Origin of the sequence: Staphylococcus pseudoxylosus, from assembly GCF_044794325.1 — a bacterium.
Classification (GTDB): Bacteria; Bacillota; Bacilli; order Staphylococcales; family Staphylococcaceae; genus Staphylococcus; species Staphylococcus pseudoxylosus.
The window spans coordinates 852,156-868,024 of record NZ_CP085024.1; the positions used below are offsets into that span (position 1 = coordinate 852,156).

At 32.7% G+C, this 15,869-nt stretch carries 16 protein-coding genes; 12 read left to right on the forward strand and 4 right to left on the reverse strand.

All coding sequences use genetic code 11. From position 1 onward, the window contains the following. Positions 1–6 precede the first annotated feature (6 nt). Positions 7–564: a choline uptake/conversion transcriptional regulator CudC gene (gene cudC, locus LG295_RS03830; RefSeq protein WP_107530847.1), complete on the reverse strand. Its 558-nt coding sequence runs from the start codon at positions 562–564 to the stop codon at positions 7–9. Positions 565–795: 231 nt separating this feature from the next. On the opposite strand from cudC, the gene LG295_RS03835 reads away from it, so the two are divergent. Next, positions 796–1,800, forward strand: a complete 1,005-nt coding sequence (locus LG295_RS03835; protein WP_107530848.1) for a ThiF family adenylyltransferase — start codon at positions 796–798, stop codon at positions 1,798–1,800. A gap of 16 nt (positions 1,801–1,816) precedes the next feature. Continuing rightward, a complete protein-coding gene (locus tag LG295_RS03840) occupies positions 1,817–2,317 on the forward strand; it encodes a molybdenum cofactor biosynthesis protein B (protein ID WP_107530868.1) in 501 nt (166 codons plus the stop codon). A 212-nt stretch (positions 2,318–2,529) separates the two neighbouring features. Here LG295_RS03840 and moaC read toward each other — a convergent pair whose 3' ends face one another. Next, a complete protein-coding gene (moaC, locus tag LG295_RS03845) occupies positions 2,530–3,015 on the reverse strand; it encodes a cyclic pyranopterin monophosphate synthase MoaC (protein ID WP_107530849.1) in 486 nt (161 codons plus the stop codon). Positions 3,016–3,080: 65 nt separating this feature from the next. On the opposite strand from moaC, the gene glp reads away from it, so the two are divergent. From glp to LG295_RS03880, 7 genes are all read left to right on the forward strand, one after another. Then, positions 3,081–4,340 carry a gephyrin-like molybdotransferase Glp gene (gene glp, locus LG295_RS03850; RefSeq protein ID WP_107558365.1) on the forward strand — a complete coding sequence of 420 codons (1,260 nt, stop codon included), beginning with the start codon at positions 3,081–3,083 and terminating at the stop codon, positions 4,338–4,340. Next, the gene (gene mobB / locus LG295_RS03855; protein WP_107558366.1) at positions 4,337–4,828 is read left to right on the forward strand and encodes a molybdopterin-guanine dinucleotide biosynthesis protein B; all 492 of its coding nucleotides are present in this window, start codon (positions 4,337–4,339) and stop codon (positions 4,826–4,828) included. Before glp ends, mobB begins: the two co-directional genes overlap by 4 nt. Further along, the gene (locus tag LG295_RS03860; RefSeq protein ID WP_107530852.1) at positions 4,829–5,284 is read left to right on the forward strand and encodes a molybdenum cofactor biosynthesis protein MoaE; all 456 of its coding nucleotides are present in this window, start codon (positions 4,829–4,831) and stop codon (positions 5,282–5,284) included. It abuts the gene before it with no gap. Next, positions 5,281–5,514, forward strand: coding sequence for a molybdopterin converting factor subunit 1 (gene moaD, locus LG295_RS03865; protein WP_107530853.1), 234 nt, complete (start codon positions 5,281–5,283; stop codon positions 5,512–5,514). The genes LG295_RS03860 and moaD overlap by 4 nt, the downstream gene beginning before the upstream one ends. A 7-nt stretch (positions 5,515–5,521) precedes the next feature. Then, complete coding sequence (gene mobA, locus LG295_RS03870) at positions 5,522–6,130, forward strand: molybdenum cofactor guanylyltransferase MobA (RefSeq protein ID WP_107558367.1); 609 nt, start codon at positions 5,522–5,524, stop codon at positions 6,128–6,130. A gap of 14 nt (positions 6,131–6,144) precedes the next feature. Then, entirely contained in the window at positions 6,145–7,167 is a 1,023-nt protein-coding gene (gene moaA / locus LG295_RS03875) for a GTP 3',8-cyclase MoaA (RefSeq protein WP_107558368.1), read from the forward strand. A 401-nt stretch (positions 7,168–7,568) separates the two neighbouring features. Continuing rightward, on the forward strand, positions 7,569–7,916 hold the full coding sequence (locus tag LG295_RS03880; RefSeq protein WP_107530856.1) for a SarA family transcriptional regulator: 348 nt from the start codon (positions 7,569–7,571) through the stop codon (positions 7,914–7,916). A 269-nt stretch (positions 7,917–8,185) separates the two neighbouring features. Here LG295_RS03880 and LG295_RS03885 read toward each other — a convergent pair whose 3' ends face one another. Both LG295_RS03885 and LG295_RS03890 read right to left on the reverse strand, forming a co-directional pair. Next, complete coding sequence (locus tag LG295_RS03885) at positions 8,186–9,397, reverse strand: MFS transporter (protein ID WP_107530857.1); 1,212 nt, start codon at positions 9,395–9,397, stop codon at positions 8,186–8,188. A gap of 1 nt (position 9,398) precedes the next feature. Continuing rightward, entirely contained in the window at positions 9,399–9,833 is a 435-nt protein-coding gene (locus tag LG295_RS03890) for a MarR family winged helix-turn-helix transcriptional regulator (RefSeq protein ID WP_107530858.1), read from the reverse strand. 211 nt (positions 9,834–10,044) lie between these two features. Here LG295_RS03890 and LG295_RS03895 point away from each other — a divergent pair, with 211 nt between their 5' ends. The 3 genes from LG295_RS03895 (at position 10,045) to LG295_RS03905 (ending at position 15,809) form a co-directional block, all read left to right on the forward strand. Beyond that, positions 10,045–10,806: a VOC family protein gene (locus LG295_RS03895; protein ID WP_318832702.1), complete on the forward strand. Its 762-nt coding sequence runs from the start codon at positions 10,045–10,047 to the stop codon at positions 10,804–10,806. A 367-nt stretch (positions 10,807–11,173) separates the two neighbouring features. Then, complete coding sequence (locus tag LG295_RS03900; protein ID WP_107558028.1) at positions 11,174–12,424, forward strand: lipid II:glycine glycyltransferase FemX; 1,251 nt, start codon at positions 11,174–11,176, stop codon at positions 12,422–12,424. A gap of 190 nt (positions 12,425–12,614) precedes the next feature. Then, positions 12,615–15,809: an efflux RND transporter permease subunit gene (locus tag LG295_RS03905; protein ID WP_404476465.1), complete on the forward strand. Its 3,195-nt coding sequence runs from the start codon at positions 12,615–12,617 to the stop codon at positions 15,807–15,809. Positions 15,810–15,869: the final 60 nt, after the last annotated feature.

The window sequence follows — 15,869 nt, forward strand, 5'->3', positions numbered from 1 at the left end:
TGCCTTTTACTCGTTACTGGTATTTGGAATAGGGAAATGTTCGAAAATTTCTCCATTATTAAGTGATTCAGACAATGTAGATAACCAAGCATAATATATTTTAGAATGATCTAATTGCTTTGACATTTCTTTAGCTTCTTCGATGACTTCCTCAGATGCACTTTCTGAATGAATAATGGGGTCCAATAATTTTTCTGCTCGTTGAATAGCTTCTAAATTTAATTTAATTTCTCTGTTCCATTTTTGTGAGAAAAAATTACCGAAGAAAGTAAAGAAATCCTTTTCAGCAACAAAATGTTGTTTTCTACTGCCACGCGTAAATTGTTGTTTAACGCCGTCAAATTCTTGAAGTTTTTTAACTCCTGCACTCATACTTGGTTTACTCATTTGTAATTCGTAGCGCATTTCATCTAGTGTCATGCTTTTTTGTTCGAATACCATCGTTCCATATAAATTGCCGACACTACGGTTTACACCGTAAAGATCCATAGTCTCACCTATAGAATTAATCACGATGTCTTTAGCTTGGCTTAATAGTTGTTCATAATCCTTTGAACGTGCCATTGATTCACCTCCGAATAATATTCAACTCATTGTACCACGAACATTTAAGTAAGGGATATGATTAATTAATATATAGCGTATTGATTAAGATTTCAGTATAGAAATAAATTTCAATCATAAATATTTAACATAGGGAAAACGCTACTTTTTATAATATTAATATCAAAACATTGTTACATTGTGACCCAAGATTTATAATGGAAACAATGATGTATAGAAAGGGTAATGCTTGTGACTAAAGATCGCTATTCGAGACAAACGTTATTTAAACATATTGGTTCTAAAGGCCAAGATAAAATTATAAACGCGCATGTCGTGATTATTGGAATGGGTGCTTTAGGGACGCATCTTGCTGAAAGTTTAGTTCGCGCTGGGTTAGGGGAACTTACAATTGTGGATAGAGATTATATTGAGTTCAGTAATTTACAAAGACAAACGTTATATACGGAAACTGATGCAAATGAAGCATTACCTAAAGTCGTAGCAGCTGAACACCATTTAATGGCAATTCGCCAAGATTTAAATTTAAGTTGTCATATTGCACATGTTGATCGACAGTTTTTAGATGAACATTGTAAAAATGTACAGCTTATATTAGATGCGACAGATAATTTTGAAACTCGCCAAATGATTAATGATTTTGCATTTCAGCAAAGGATTCCTTGGATATATGGTGGTGTTGTAGAAAGCACATATATAGAAACTGCGTTCATACCAGGTTTAACACCGTGTTTTAATTGTTTGATGCCACAATTACCTGTTATTAATAGAACTTGTGATACAGTTGGTGTCATTCAACCAGCTGTAAGTATGACTACAAGTTTACAGATGAGAGATGCGTTAAAAGTGTTAACTCAACAAGACATTACCACCAAAGTAACATATGGAGACTTATGGGACGGAACACATTTTACGTTTGGTTATCATAAATTACAGCGCCCCCATTGTCCAACATGTGGTGAATCACCTACATATCCATATTTAAACGAAACAAAGCGTCAATTTGTTAGTTTATGTGGAAGAGATACGGTACAGTATGAAAACCCTAACATTTCCCAGGAAATATTAGAAGCATTTTTAGCAGAATATCAAATTCCATTTAAGCGAAATGACTATCTGCTTCAATTTAAATACAAAGGGTATCGAATAGTAAGTTTCAAAAATGGGAGAATGCTGATACATGGTATGACCAAGCCTGATGCGGCTATTACACTAATGAATCAACTTTTTGGATAAAGGAGAATTAATAATGATGCATACAAATGTAAAGCTGGATAAAGATATTAATTGTGCAATATTAACTGTATCTGACACAAGAAATTACGATACAGATAAAGGTGGCCAATTGGCAATATCTCTTCTTTCTGAATTGAACGTTCATATTGCTGATAATCATTACTGTATTGTAAAAGATGATATAACTGCAATACAAACACAGCTAAAGCAATGGTTGACCGAAGAAATTGACGTTATTATCACTACGGGTGGCACAGGTATTGCACAAAGAGATGTGACAATAGAAGCAGTGTCATCTCTTATCACAAAAGAAATTGAAGGATTTGGGGAGTTGTTTAGATATCTTAGTTATACTGAAGATGTTGGGAGTCGTGCATTATTATCAAGGGCGATCGCAGGTACAGTTGGTAAACAGTTGATTTTTAGTGTGCCTGGTTCTACTGGTGCAGTTAAATTAGCATTGAACAAGCTAATCAAACCTGAATTAAATCATTTAGTTCAAGAAATAACAAAATAAAATAGGAGAGATAAAAATCAAAAAATTTCAATTGATTTCATCTTCTCCCTCTTAACATTTTGACTCAATACTCAAAAGTCAAAATAATTGTTATACACAGTCATATCTATTTACCTAACATAGTATTGATTTTAAGGTCATATCATACCTAAGTCATATTGTGATATGCAATATAGCTTGGCATGTGTCTAGTAGGTATGTATAACCGGATATTAATTTGGTCGTTGGAAATCACCAGATTTACCACCAGTTTTAGATAACAAATATGTTTCACCAATAATCATACTTTTATCTAGCGCTTTCGTCATGTCATATACAGTTAACGCAACTGCAGATGCTGCGGTAAGTGCTTCCATTTCTACACCAGTTTTTCCAGTTGTTGAAACGCTCGCTTGGATATTTAAAGTAAATGATGTTTCATTTTCTTTCCAATTAAATGAAACATCAATCCCAGTAAGTGGTAATGGATGACACATAGGAATAATATCAGCCGTATTTTTAGCTGCCATGATACCTGCGATTTGTGCAGTATTAAGTACATTGCCTTTTTTATTTGTATTATCGACAATTTGCTGATAGATTGCTTGATTAACGGTAATACTTGAATGTGCAATGGCTGTGCGTTTGGTAATGTTTTTTTCTGAGACATCAACCATTTTAGCGTTGCCTTGTTCATTGATATGTGTGAATTCAGACAAAGTTATCCCTCCTAATCGTTTCCTAGTATATCACGAAATCCATTTTTTTAAGGAGTAGATTTTAAATGCCAGTTGAAAAAAGAAATCCAATACCAGTAAGAGAAGCAATCGAACGCGTTGTGAGCCAAGATATATATACAAAACAAATCGAAGTTCCTTTAGAAAATAGCGTTAGTTATATATTAGCGGAAGATATTGTAGCTACATATGAAATCCCGAGATTTAATAAATCACCTTATGATGGATTTGCACTGAGAAGTATAGATACTGAAGGTGCAAGTGGAAACCATAGAATTACCTTTAATGTGATTGACCATATTGGTGCAGGATCAGTTTCTGAAAAAGAAGTAGGTCCTTTTGAAGCGGTACGTATTATGACAGGTGCTGAAATGCCAAAAGGTGCAGATGCAGTAGTAATGTTAGAACAAACAGTAGAAAATGAACAAAGTTTTACTATAAGAAAATCATTTACTGTTAATGAGAATGTGTCTTTAAAAGGTGAAGAAACACAGATTGGTGATACAGTTCTAAATAAAGGGCAACAAGTCAATCCAGGTGCTATAGCAGTTCTAGCAACGTATGGTTACACACAGGTTAAAGTATTTGATAAGCCTAGTATCGGCGTTATTGCGACTGGAAGTGAGTTGCTAGAAGTAGGAGATGACTTAGAACCAGGTAAAATCAGAAATTCAAATGGACCTATGATTGCTGCCTTAAGTCAAACGTTTAATTTAGATGTAGCAGCTTACCAAATTCAAGAAGATGATTTGAAAAGTAGTATTCAAGTAGTAAAAGACGCTATGTCTAAACATGATATTGTTATCACAACAGGAGGTGTTTCTGTTGGTGATTTTGATTATTTACCACAAATTTATGACGAGATTAATGCCGAGGTGCTATTTAATAAGATTGCTATGAGACCTGGTAGTGTGACAACAGTCGCAGTAGCTGATGGTAAATATTTATTTGGTCTATCTGGTAATCCGTCGGCATGTTTTACTGGTTTTGAACTATATGTTAAACCGGCTGTACTACATATGATGGGGGCAACAGCTATTTATCCACAAATGGTACAGGCAACTTTAATGGAAGATCTAACCAAAGCTAATCCGTTTACACGTTTCGTACGAGCAACGGCTACTTTTAATGGAAAATCAATGACAGTCGTGCCTTCAGGATTTAATAAATCAGGGGCAGTCGTTGCAATTGCACACAGTAATGCGATGATAATGTTGCCAGGGGGAACAAGAGGATATCAAAAAGGGTATACAGTAGATGTTATTTTAACGGAGTCACAAGCTTATGAAACGGATTGTTTTATATGATTCTACAAATAGTAGGTTTTAAAAACTCAGGCAAAACCACTTTGATGTCACATACAATTAAACTTTTGAAAGCACATGACTTAACCGTTGCTACTGTAAAGCATCATGGACAATATCAACAGGATTTTCAAGATGATGATATTGCGTTACAAAAAGATCACGTGGATCATATGAAACATTTTCATGCTGGTGCTGATCAAAGCATTGTACAGGGGCATGTATATCAACAAACAGTGACAAGAATTGAGAAACAAAGTCTTGAGGAAATCATAAATGAATCTGTTACAATAGACAGTGACATCATATTGGTAGAAGGTTTTAAAAATGCAGGTTTTGATAAAGTAGTCGTTTACACTAATGAAAATGAGCGCCAAGCTTTAGCCAAGCTTTCCAATGTACAGTATTATATGAAAATGAATGATATCAAAGCAATGGAGCATTATGAAAATTGGTTATTAACTTATTTTAAGATAAAAGGAATGCATTAAATGAAGCAGTTTGAAGTAGTGAATGAACCCATACAAACAGAACAGTACAGAGAGTTTGTTTTAAATGAACATCAGGGTGCGATTGTAGTTTTTACAGGACATGTAAGAGAATGGACAAAAGGAATAAAAACAGAATACCTTGAATATGAAGCTTATATTCCTATGGCAGAGAAGAAACTTGCGCAAATAGGTGATGAAATTTCAAAAAAATGGCCAGGGACTTTAACGGCGATTGTCCATAGGATAGGACCACTAAAGATATCAGATATTGCTGTACTTATAAGTGTTTCATCTCCTCATCGTAAAGATGCCTATTGTGCAAATGAATATGCAATAGAACGTATTAAAGAAATTGTGCCTATTTGGAAAAAAGAAATATGGGAAGATGGTGCGCAATGGCAAGGTCATCAACATGGTAATTATAATGATGCTATTATAGGAGATGATTCTAAATGAAGCTATTATACTTTGCAGAAATCAAAGATATATTAGAAAAAACGTCTGAGGAGATTGATTTGAGTTATGATATTACGGTAGATGAATTTTTAACAGATTTATTTGAGCGATACCCACAAATCAAAGATAAACAATTTCAAATCGCAATTAATGAAGAATTCGTTCAACAAGATGACATCGTACATCCAAATGATACAGTGGCATTAATTCCACCAGTTAGCGGAGGGTAAATAAGACATGAAGGCTATTATACTTGCCGGAGGACAATCAGAGAGATTCGGCGAACCAAAGGCTTTTGCACAAATAGATTCTCAATATTTTTATAAGCGAATTATTAGTGTGTTAGAAGCAACAAATATGTTTAACCAAATCATAATCAGTACAAATGAGAATTTAGCTTCACAGTTTGATTATGACGATATTGTTATTGACGATGATCAAAATAAAGATAAAGGTCCTTTGGCAGGTATTCGTTCCGTGATGAACTTATATAAAAACGAGGAGCTCTTTTTTGTGATTTCGGTTGATACACCCATGATAACGCAAAAAGCCGTTAGTAAATTATATCAATTTATGGTGGAACATTTGATAGAAGACCAATTAGATGTTGCAGGTTTTCATGAACAGGGAAGACCAATACCAACTTTGGCATTTTACAGCCCACATACATTGAATAAGATGAATGAAGCTTTAGCTTCGGATGATTTCAGCTTGAAAAATGTATATAGCAAAGTTAAAAGTGATTGGTTAAGTGTAGATACGATACAATCACCAGACTATTGGTATAAAAATATAAATTATCAACAAGATTTGGACTCTTTACAACAAGATATATTAAATAGATAAGGAGGCCTAACGTTATGGTAGAACAAATAACTGATAAACTCGGACGTCCGATTCGTGATTTAAGATTGTCAGTTACCGATAGATGTAACTTTCGTTGCGATTATTGTATGCCAAAAGAAATTTTTGGTGATGACTTTGTGTTCTTACCTAAAGATGAACTACTTTCATTTGATGAAATGGTACGTATAGCTCATGTGTATACAAAGTTAGGTGTAAAAAAGATAAGAATAACAGGTGGAGAACCGTTATTGAGACGTGATTTGGATAAACTTATTTACAAATTAAATCAAATTGATGGAATAGAAGATATTGGACTTACTACCAATGGTTTGCTATTAAAAAAACATGGTCAAAAGTTATATGATGCTGGTTTAAGACGTATAAACGTAAGTCTTGATGCTATTGAAGATGAAGTGTTTCAAAACATAAATAATAGAAATATTAAAGCTTCAACGATCCTACAACAGATTGATTATGCTGTTTCTATTGGATTTCAGGTGAAAGTCAACGTTGTTGTACAAAAAGGCGTCAACGATAACCAAATTCTTCCGATGATTCAATATTTTAAAGAGAAGCAAATTGAAATTAGATTTATTGAATTTATGGATGTTGGTAATGATAATGGTTGGGATTTTAGCAAAGTTGTTACAAAAGATGAAATGTTAGAAATGATTGAAAAAGATTTTGATATTGAAGCGGTCGAACCTAAATACTATGGGGAAGTGGCCAAATATTATAAACATAAAGATACTACAGCACAATTTGGATTGATTACAAGCGTTTCACAATCTTTTTGCTCTACATGTACTCGCGCTAGACTATCATCAGATGGTAAGTTTTATGGGTGTTTGTTTAGTACAGTAGATGGTTTTGACGTTAAATCATTTATGAGAAATGGCGCAAATGACGCTGAGTTATTTGAACAATTTAAGATTCTTTGGAATATAAGAGACGATCGTTATTCAGATGAACGTACGGCTCAAACAGTTGAAAATAGAAAACGTAAAAAAATAAATATGAATTATATTGGTGGTTAATTCAACTCATACAACCACGTCCCTATTAAAGTAGTCATTTAACACTTTGCACACTTTAATAGGGATTTTTTGTTTTGAAAATCAAATAAAATCAAATAATTTAGCATAGTAAACACTATTATATATGTATCATATCATAAAGAGATTAAAGTATTATAAAATAATAATGTTAAATAAAGAGGTTAATCGAGGTTGAAACATTTTAGTTAATACAAATTTTTAAAGATATTCATTTTAAGTGATATAAATAATGTTCAATAGAAAAAAATATTTATCTTTTCGATTAAAAATAATAGATTAAAAGAAGAAAGTGTTATATAATACTTTTGAAGCTTATTCATTAAGTAAAGCCAAATAAAAAAATTAAAACAACTAGAGTAGACAATAAGGAGGCCATTTTTATGGATAGTAAAGTATCATATTTTATAACATCTGAAAGAGATTTGTGTCAGTTAAAACATTGGTTGAAATCAAAGCATAAAATGTCAATTGAAGAATTTGTTGTATTGTTCAAAGTATACGAAGCTACAAGAATAAGTGGTAAAGAATTACGTGACGCACTTCATTTCGAAATGCTTTGGGATACTAGTAAAATTGATGTAATTATAAGAAAGATTTATAAAAAAGAATTAATTTCGAAAGTGCGTTCTGAGACAGACGAAAGACAAGTTTTCTATTATTATAATAATGAGCAGAAACAGTTGTTAGATGACATTATTAAAGAGGTTGAACAAATTAATGTTGCGTAACCATCAAAAAGATACATAAGTAATGTAATTACAAAAGCAAAGATAAGGCTGGGACAATTAACTTGTCCCAGCCTTAATCATAATATTGAGTTAGTGTAAGTTATACCTAAGGTTCAGGTCAGGTGAACCTTTTGTTCTTACTAATCGTAGTCAATTTTGTAGGGGAAGCATGACAAACCTTTTAAAATAAATTAGAGTTTTATGGCATTCCGACCTAATACTATTTTGTTCCTACGGTAAGATAATACGATAGTGTTAGTTATAGAGTTTTAGTTAGAAGCTAATTTTTTTACTTTTTTACCATGTAAAAAATAATAAATAATTGCAGTTATTAATACAATGATTGCCATAATGCCATATAGCTGCGCATAACTAACAGTAGAAGTGATAAAGCCTAATACATAGGGTCCAAAACCAAGTCCTAAATCAAGACCTATGAAATAAGTTGAAGTAGCTATCCCATATTTTGCAGGAGGCGATACTTTTATAGCAATTGCTTGCATACAGGAAGAAATATTACCATAACCGGCACCTAAGCATAGACCTGCTAGAATAAGTAACCAACCATTATTTGTAATACTCAAGGTTAAAAAAGTAATAATTAAGAAAAAGAATGCAGGATATGCAATAACATTTTCATTTTTTTGGTCCATTAAGCGACCTGCTATTGGTCGAGTAACTAATGAGGCAATAGCATAAAATATAAAGAAGTAACTAGATATGGTTACGAGATTAATTTCTTGGGCGAAGAACTGTAAAAACGTAAGAATAGATGAATAAGTCAGACCTGATATTAACATGATAATAGCGACAGGTACTGCTTCTTTTGCGATATAATTGTTTATATTAAATTTCTTGTTTTTAACATGTTCAGGCGTGGTTTGTGCTTTTGTTTCTAATTTGAAATCTAAGTTTACAAAGAATGAAATGATAAAACTAACAATGCCACAAACTAAACAAATTAAAAATAATAATTTAATTGGGAAAGTATTGATAAGTAATAGACCAAAGAATGGGCCTATTGCAGCACCAATAACAAGACTTAGCGAGAATAAGCTAATACCTTCACTTTTTCTATCATTTGGTGTTACGTATGCTGCAATTGTTCCAGTTGCAGTAGTGGTAATACCTGTAGCAATCCCATTAATTAATCTAGTAAACATTAATAGGGCCAATGAACCTTCTATAAAATAAAAGAGCTGTGTGATGATTAAGAATATTAAACCTATTAATAATATGGTTTTTGGACCTATTTTATTAACATACTTACCTGTAGCGAATCGTCCAATTAGGGACCCTATTATAAAAAGGCCGGAAACGAGTCCAGCTATACTATCGGACACGTGGTATTCTGATTTAGTATAACTCGCTATAATAACGATGAGTAAATACATGCTAAGATATATTGCGAAGTTCGTTATAAAATTGATATTAAAACTTTTGGTCCATATAGGTGATCTCATGGATGATGATTGATTCATTTTACATTTCCTCCATTTTAGTTATTTCTTCATGAATCTTTTGAATGATTTGAACTGTATGATTTAGCTCAGTTTCAGATAAATTAGTATTTTGAAGTATTTCTTCTTGGACGATAGAAACACGTTCATTTATATTGTCATAAAGAGTTTGTCCTTCTTCAGAAAAAGATAATAATTTTTCTCTTTTATCTTCTCCAGTTTCAATTTTTAACAATGATTTTTCAGAAAGTACTTTTAAGATTTTTCGAGTTGTAGGCTTTTCGATTGCACGACGCTTAGAAATTTGAACTAATGTTGTTGGTGCATTATGTGCAATGTCTTTCATCACTAACCATTGTGCTGGATATAAGTCATAGTCTTCAAATATAGGTGAAAATAACTTTGTATAAGGTCGATAAACTGCAATTAAATTATTGAATATGTTTGGTGTATTCATCATGGCCTCCTAAAATAGTTAGCAAGGCTAACTTTTAATAACAGATAATATTCTAAGCCTTTTTATGAAATAAATCAATAGTATTGTTTTAAAATAATAATTAAAACAGCGGTAAAGAGTTAATTAACAACTGCTTTAGCCACTTATAAGAAGTAAAGTAGTATGCAATTTGTTATGATAAGATTAACGATAAAAATAGGGGAGAAAAGTTATGCAATCTTTAAAATTAGATCATTTAGTACACTATATTCAACAATTAGACAACTTTAAATACCCAGGACATTTGCTAACTTTACAACAAGGTGGACAACACGAGCGATTAGGTACATACAATAGGTTGGTTTATTTAAGCAATGCATATATTGAATTGATAGATGTTTACAAACCAGACGTCTTACAAAAAATTATTAAAACTGATGAAGGTAGGGTGTCATTTCCTTCAAAAATAGTTCAAGATCATTATGCACAAGGTTTAAAAACAATGGCATTTCGTACACAAGATATTGAACAATTAAAATTAGATTTAGAAGAAAGAGATATAGAGGTTATTGGACCAGTAAACATGCAAAGAGAGAATATGAAAGGCGATAAAACATCATGGAAGTTATTATATATTGCAGACCCAGACTATAGAGTAAAGCCTCCATTTTTTATTCAGTGGAATGAACAAGAAAATATGCGAAATGAAAAATTAGCGTCATTACGTCAAAATGAATTTATAATTCAATCTGTAGAATTGACTAGTACTGAGCGTGAACATACAGTGAATAAGTGGCAACGTTGGTTTGATATGGAAATTATAAGCAAAACAGAAAGTGTCACAACATTAAAATTAAAAGGGGATGAGACATTATTTAACATTAGTGATGGCACTGACTCAGGTTATAAATCAGTCACTATAAAAGATAATAAAACAACGTCCCCTTACACATTAATTATACGTGGTTTAAGTTACAAATTTATAGCAGACTAATAAATATACAGGTATGCACTATGTGCGATTATGAATATGTGTATCAAAGATGTGATAAGTGTTAAAATAGCCAAGTAAGTAGAAATTTTTTGAGTACGCAATAATAGTAAATAAACAGTTATTATAAATGTAAACGCTGCTAAAATAATTCTTAAACTTAAATATGAAATTGTAAGTGGTTCATTGATAGCTTGAAAAATAAAAATCAAATTAATTAATAATAGTAAGGCAATAATAAAAATCCGCATAAAAAACCCCCATTTCTATATTTATTATAGTATAGCAAATGATGGTTTGTATGTGAAAATTAGAATAAAACAATATATAATATCATAGAATTGAATTGATAAAGGAGACATCAGTTTTTATGGAAAAGATGAATATCACTAATCAAGCGCATGATGCATTTGTTAAAGCGCATCCGCAAGGTGACTTATTACAATTAACTAAATGGGCTGAAACCAAAACATTAACTGGCTGGTATTCAAGACGTATCGCAGTTGGAGAAGATGGAGAAATTGTTGGAGTAGGTCAATTACTATTTAAAAAAGTGCCTAAGCTACCTTATACACTTTGCTATATTTCGCGTGGATTTGTTACAGACTATAGCAATAAGTTAGCTTTAGAGACATTATTGGAAGCTGCAATGCAAATCGCTAAAGAAGAAAAAGCATATGCGATTAAGATTGATCCAGATGTAGAGGTAGATAAAGGGGCAGAAGCTTTAACCAATTTACGCGCATTAGGCTTTAAACATAAAGGATTTAAAGAAGGCTTATCTAAAGACTATATACAACCAAGAATGACAATGATAACGCCTATCGATAAAACAGATGAAGCATTGATTCAAAGTTTTGAACGTCGCAATCGTTCGAAAGTAAGATTAGCATTAAAACGTGGCACTACAGTTGAGCGTTCAAATAGAGAAGGTTTAAAGACATTCGCTAATTTAATGCAAATTACAGGCGAACGTGACGGGTTTTTAACAAGAGATATCAGCTATTTCCAGAATATATACGACGCCTTGCATCCTGACGGAGATGCAGAATTATTCTTAGTTAAATTAGAACCAAAACCAGTTCTACAAGAATTAAGAAAAGAGTTACAAGAAATTGAAGCTGAAAAAGTAAAATTAGCCGATAAGAAACAAGATAAAAAGACACTTAACAAACTGAACGATGCAGATAATAAAATAAGTAAAACACAAGAACTCATTGATGAAATGGTTGAATTAGAATCGAAACATCCTGAAGGTATCTATTTATCAGGCGCATTGTTAATGTTTGCAGGTAATAAATCCTACTATTTATATGGTGCTTCTTCAAATGAATACCGTAATTTCTTACCAAACCATCATATGCAATTTGCAATGATGCAGTATGCTAGAGAGCATGGGGCAACAACTTATGATTTTGGTGGTACAGATAACGATCCAGATAAATCTTCTGATCATTATGGCTTATGGACATTCAAAAAAGTTTGGGGCACTTACTTGAGTGAAAAAATTGGTGAATTTGATTACGTGTTAAATCAACCACTATATCAAGTTATCGAGAACTTTAAGCCTAAACTTACAAAAGCAAAAATTAAATTATCACGTAAATTAAAAAATAAATAAGCAGTCTAAATTCAAATGCATGCACGTTATAAAGTTTTAGAATTAATTTAATAAACTATATAACGTGCGCTATTTATGTATACATATTTTACCGGTATTTATATTAATTAATGTTATTGCAGTAAAAAGGGAAATGTTTGTTATTAAAAGGGAATGAGTGATATTTAAGAAACGTGAGAGGGGAAACAATATGATAAAGAAACTGTTACAGTTTTCACTAGGGAACAAATTTGCCATATTTCTAATGGTATTATTAGTTATTTTAGGTGGATTATATGCTAGTGCAAAAATGAAACTGGAATTATTACCAGATGTAGAATCTCCAATGATTACAGTACAAACGTCTATGCCAGGTGCCACACCAGAAACAGTTAAAGAGGACGTTAGTGATAAAATTGATGATCAAGTTAGATCGATGGCTAGTGTTAAAAACGTCACAGCACAATCTATACAAAATGCTTCCATGGTTACAGTAGAATATGAAGAAAGTGTAGACTTGGATAAAGCAGAAAATGATTTAAAAAAAGAAATTGATAAAATAAAATTTACAGAGGGTGTTGAAGAACCTGAACTTTCAAGGAGTTCTATGGACGCCTTTCCGATTGTAGCGTATTCATTTACGACTAAAGACAATAATTTAAAAGATACAACGAACAAAATTAATCATCAATTAATACCGAAACTACAAACCATAGATGGTGTACAAAATGCTCAACTAAATGGGCAAACATCTCGTGAAGTTTCTATTAAATTTGATCAAGATAAACTTGAGAGTAGTGGTTTAACAAAAGATAGTGTTAAACAATATTTGAAAAGCGCTACTAGTGAAACACCGTTGGGATTATTCCAATTTAAGAACACAGAAAAATCCGTGGTTATTGATGGTGAATTTACATCTGTAGATGCACTCAAAAACTTAGACATACCACTATCTGCAGGTGCAAGCTCAGGTACTCAGTCACAAACCGAAGGCGATTCAAGCGATGCAATGATGCAAGAATCCAATGATCAAAATGGATCACAAAGTTCACTTGCTGCTCAGTCGCAATCTGACAGTTCGACAGCAAGTAGTCAAACTGAAGGAGCTGAGATACCTTCAGTCAAATTAAAAGATATTGCTGATGTAACAGCCGGGGATGAACGAGAGTCCGTATCTAAAACAAATGGTAAAGATGCTGTAAATGTTCAGATAACAAAAGCGCAAGACGCAAATACAGTTCAAGTAGCAAAAGATACGAAGAAAGAAATAGAAAAACTTATTAAAGAAAATCCAGATATGGTAGCTACAAAAGTAATGGATACAGCAAAACCTATTGAAGATGCACTGTATACCATGATTGAAAAGGCAATATTAGGTACGATTGTGGCAATTATCGTTATTCTATTATTCTTGAGAAATATTAGAACAACTGCAATAGCTGTTGTTTCAATACCGATGTCTATTTTAATAGCGATGATTGCTTTGAAATTATCTGATGTGTCACTAAACATTCTAACACTAGGTGCATTGACGGTTGCAATCGGCCGTGTCATAGATGATTCAATTGTAGTAGTAGAAAATATTTATCGGAGATTATCAGATAGAAATGAATCATTGACAGGAGATCAATTAATTGTAAGTGCAACGAGTGAAGTATTTAAACCAATCATGTCATCGACAATCGTAACGATTATCGTATTCTTACCCTTAGCATTTGTTACGGGTTCTGTTGGTGAAATGTTTAGACCATTCGCATTAGCGATAGCCTTTAGTCTATTAGCATCATTAGTTGTTTCTATTACAATTGTACCTGCTTTAAGTGCTACATTTTTTAAAAAAGGTGTTAAACATTATAAAGAGGAATCTTTAGGATTTATTGGTAGTAAATATAAAGGAGTTTTAAAATGGTCTTTAAATCATAAGTGGATTGTCATTCTAGTTAGTACGATCATTTTAATTGCAAGTATAGGATTAGGTGCAGCTAAATTAGGAACTAGCTTTATTTCCACAGGTGAAGATAAATTCATGGCATTAACCTACACGCCAAAACCAGGAGAAACAGAAAAAGGTGTATTAAATCACGCGGAACAAGTTCAAAAATATTTAAATAAAAAAGATAAAGTGAAAACTGTACAATACTCAGTTGGTGGTGCATCACCTACTGATCCAACTGGAAGCTCAAACAGTATGGCTATTATGGTGGAATACGATTCAAATACACCGAACTTTGATGAAGAGCCTGATAAAGTATTACAACACTTAGAAAAATACAATCATCCAGGCGAGTGGGCAAATCAGGATATGGGTACAGGCGGTAGTAATGATAAGTTAGAAGTTTCAGTAACAGGCCCAACACTTGAAGCTATCAAAGACACAGTTAATAAAGTAGAAGATGAGATGAAAAGCGTTAGCGGTATGGCTAATGTCAAATCTGACTTAACACAGACATATGATCAATATAATATTAAAGTTGATCAAAATGAAGCAGCAAAATATGGCTTGTCAGCTGCTCAATTAGCTATGACCCTGAATCAAAATACACCAGAACAAAGTGTGACTACCGTCAAGGAAAAAGGGAAGTCCATTGATGTGAAGATAAAGGAAGATAAAGAAACAGATTGGTCGAAAGAAAAGTTAGAAAGTACGGAATTACAAACACCGATGGGGCAAGCGATAGAGTTAAGCGATATTGCTACATTAGAACAAACTAAAACACCGAATAAGATCGAAACAAAAGCAGGTGATTATACTGCTACCGTTTCAGCTAAAGTGACAAATGACGATGTAGGTGGTACCTCTCAAAAGGTATTATCTAAAGTGAACAATCTTGACACACCTACGAATGTGAAAATAAACGTAGGAGGAGCGAATGAAGATATTGGTAATGCCATTACTCAATTAGCCTTTGCAATGTTAGCGGCTATTATCATTGTGTATTTAGTACTTGTATTAACATTTAAAGGGGCACTTGCACCATTCACCATATTATTCTCTTTACCATATACAGTGATTGGCGTAGTTCTAGCGTTAGTCATTACAGGAGAAACAATCTCTGTACCAAGCATGATTGGTATGCTGATGTTGATAGGTATTGTAGTTACTAATGCAATTGTGTTAATAGATAGAGTGATTAATAAGCAAAAGCAAGGCCTAGAGATGAAGGAGGCACTATTAGAGGCTGGTGGAACACGTATCAGACCAATATTAATGACGGCATTAGCCACAATAGCTGCACTCGCGCCAATGTTATTTGGTGAAGATAGTTCAATCATTATTTCTAAAGGCATGGCAGCAATTGTTGTCGGAGGATTGATATCTTCTACACTATTAACATTGATTGTTGTTCCAGTTATTTACGAAATATTGTTTACATTAAAAGACAAAGTAACACGCAAAAAGAAATAGTTTGAATCAGTATAAGGAGAGTCTAAGGTATAAGTAGGTGCCTAGGACTTCTATGTATAT

Excerpts from the sequence above, each read along its gene's own strand:
- cudC (WP_107530847.1), bottom strand. The coding sequence starts at position 564 with ATGGCACGTTCAAAGGATTATGAACAACTATTAAGCCAAGCTAAAGAC.
- LG295_RS03840 (WP_107530868.1), top strand. The coding sequence starts at position 1,817 with ATGCATACAAATGTAAAGCTGGATAAAGATATTAATTGTGCAATATTA.
- glp (WP_107558365.1), top strand. The coding sequence starts at position 3,081 with ATGCCAGTTGAAAAAAGAAATCCAATACCAGTAAGAGAAGCAATCGAA.
- mobB (WP_107558366.1), top strand. The coding sequence starts at position 4,337 with ATGATTCTACAAATAGTAGGTTTTAAAAACTCAGGCAAAACCACTTTG.
- LG295_RS03860 (WP_107530852.1), top strand. The coding sequence starts at position 4,829 with ATGAAGCAGTTTGAAGTAGTGAATGAACCCATACAAACAGAACAGTAC.
- moaD (WP_107530853.1), top strand. The coding sequence starts at position 5,281 with ATGAAGCTATTATACTTTGCAGAAATCAAAGATATATTAGAAAAAACG.
- mobA (WP_107558367.1), top strand. The coding sequence starts at position 5,522 with ATGAAGGCTATTATACTTGCCGGAGGACAATCAGAGAGATTCGGCGAA.
- moaA (WP_107558368.1), top strand. The coding sequence starts at position 6,145 with ATGGTAGAACAAATAACTGATAAACTCGGACGTCCGATTCGTGATTTA.
- LG295_RS03880 (WP_107530856.1), top strand. The coding sequence starts at position 7,569 with ATGGATAGTAAAGTATCATATTTTATAACATCTGAAAGAGATTTGTGT.
- LG295_RS03885 (WP_107530857.1), bottom strand. The coding sequence starts at position 9,397 with ATGAATCAATCATCATCCATGAGATCACCTATATGGACCAAAAGTTTT.
- LG295_RS03890 (WP_107530858.1), bottom strand. The coding sequence starts at position 9,833 with ATGAATACACCAAACATATTCAATAATTTAATTGCAGTTTATCGACCT.
- LG295_RS03895 (WP_318832702.1), top strand. The coding sequence starts at position 10,045 with ATGCAATCTTTAAAATTAGATCATTTAGTACACTATATTCAACAATTA.
- LG295_RS03900 (WP_107558028.1), top strand. The coding sequence starts at position 11,174 with ATGGAAAAGATGAATATCACTAATCAAGCGCATGATGCATTTGTTAAA.
- LG295_RS03905 (WP_404476465.1), top strand. The coding sequence starts at position 12,615 with ATGATAAAGAAACTGTTACAGTTTTCACTAGGGAACAAATTTGCCATA.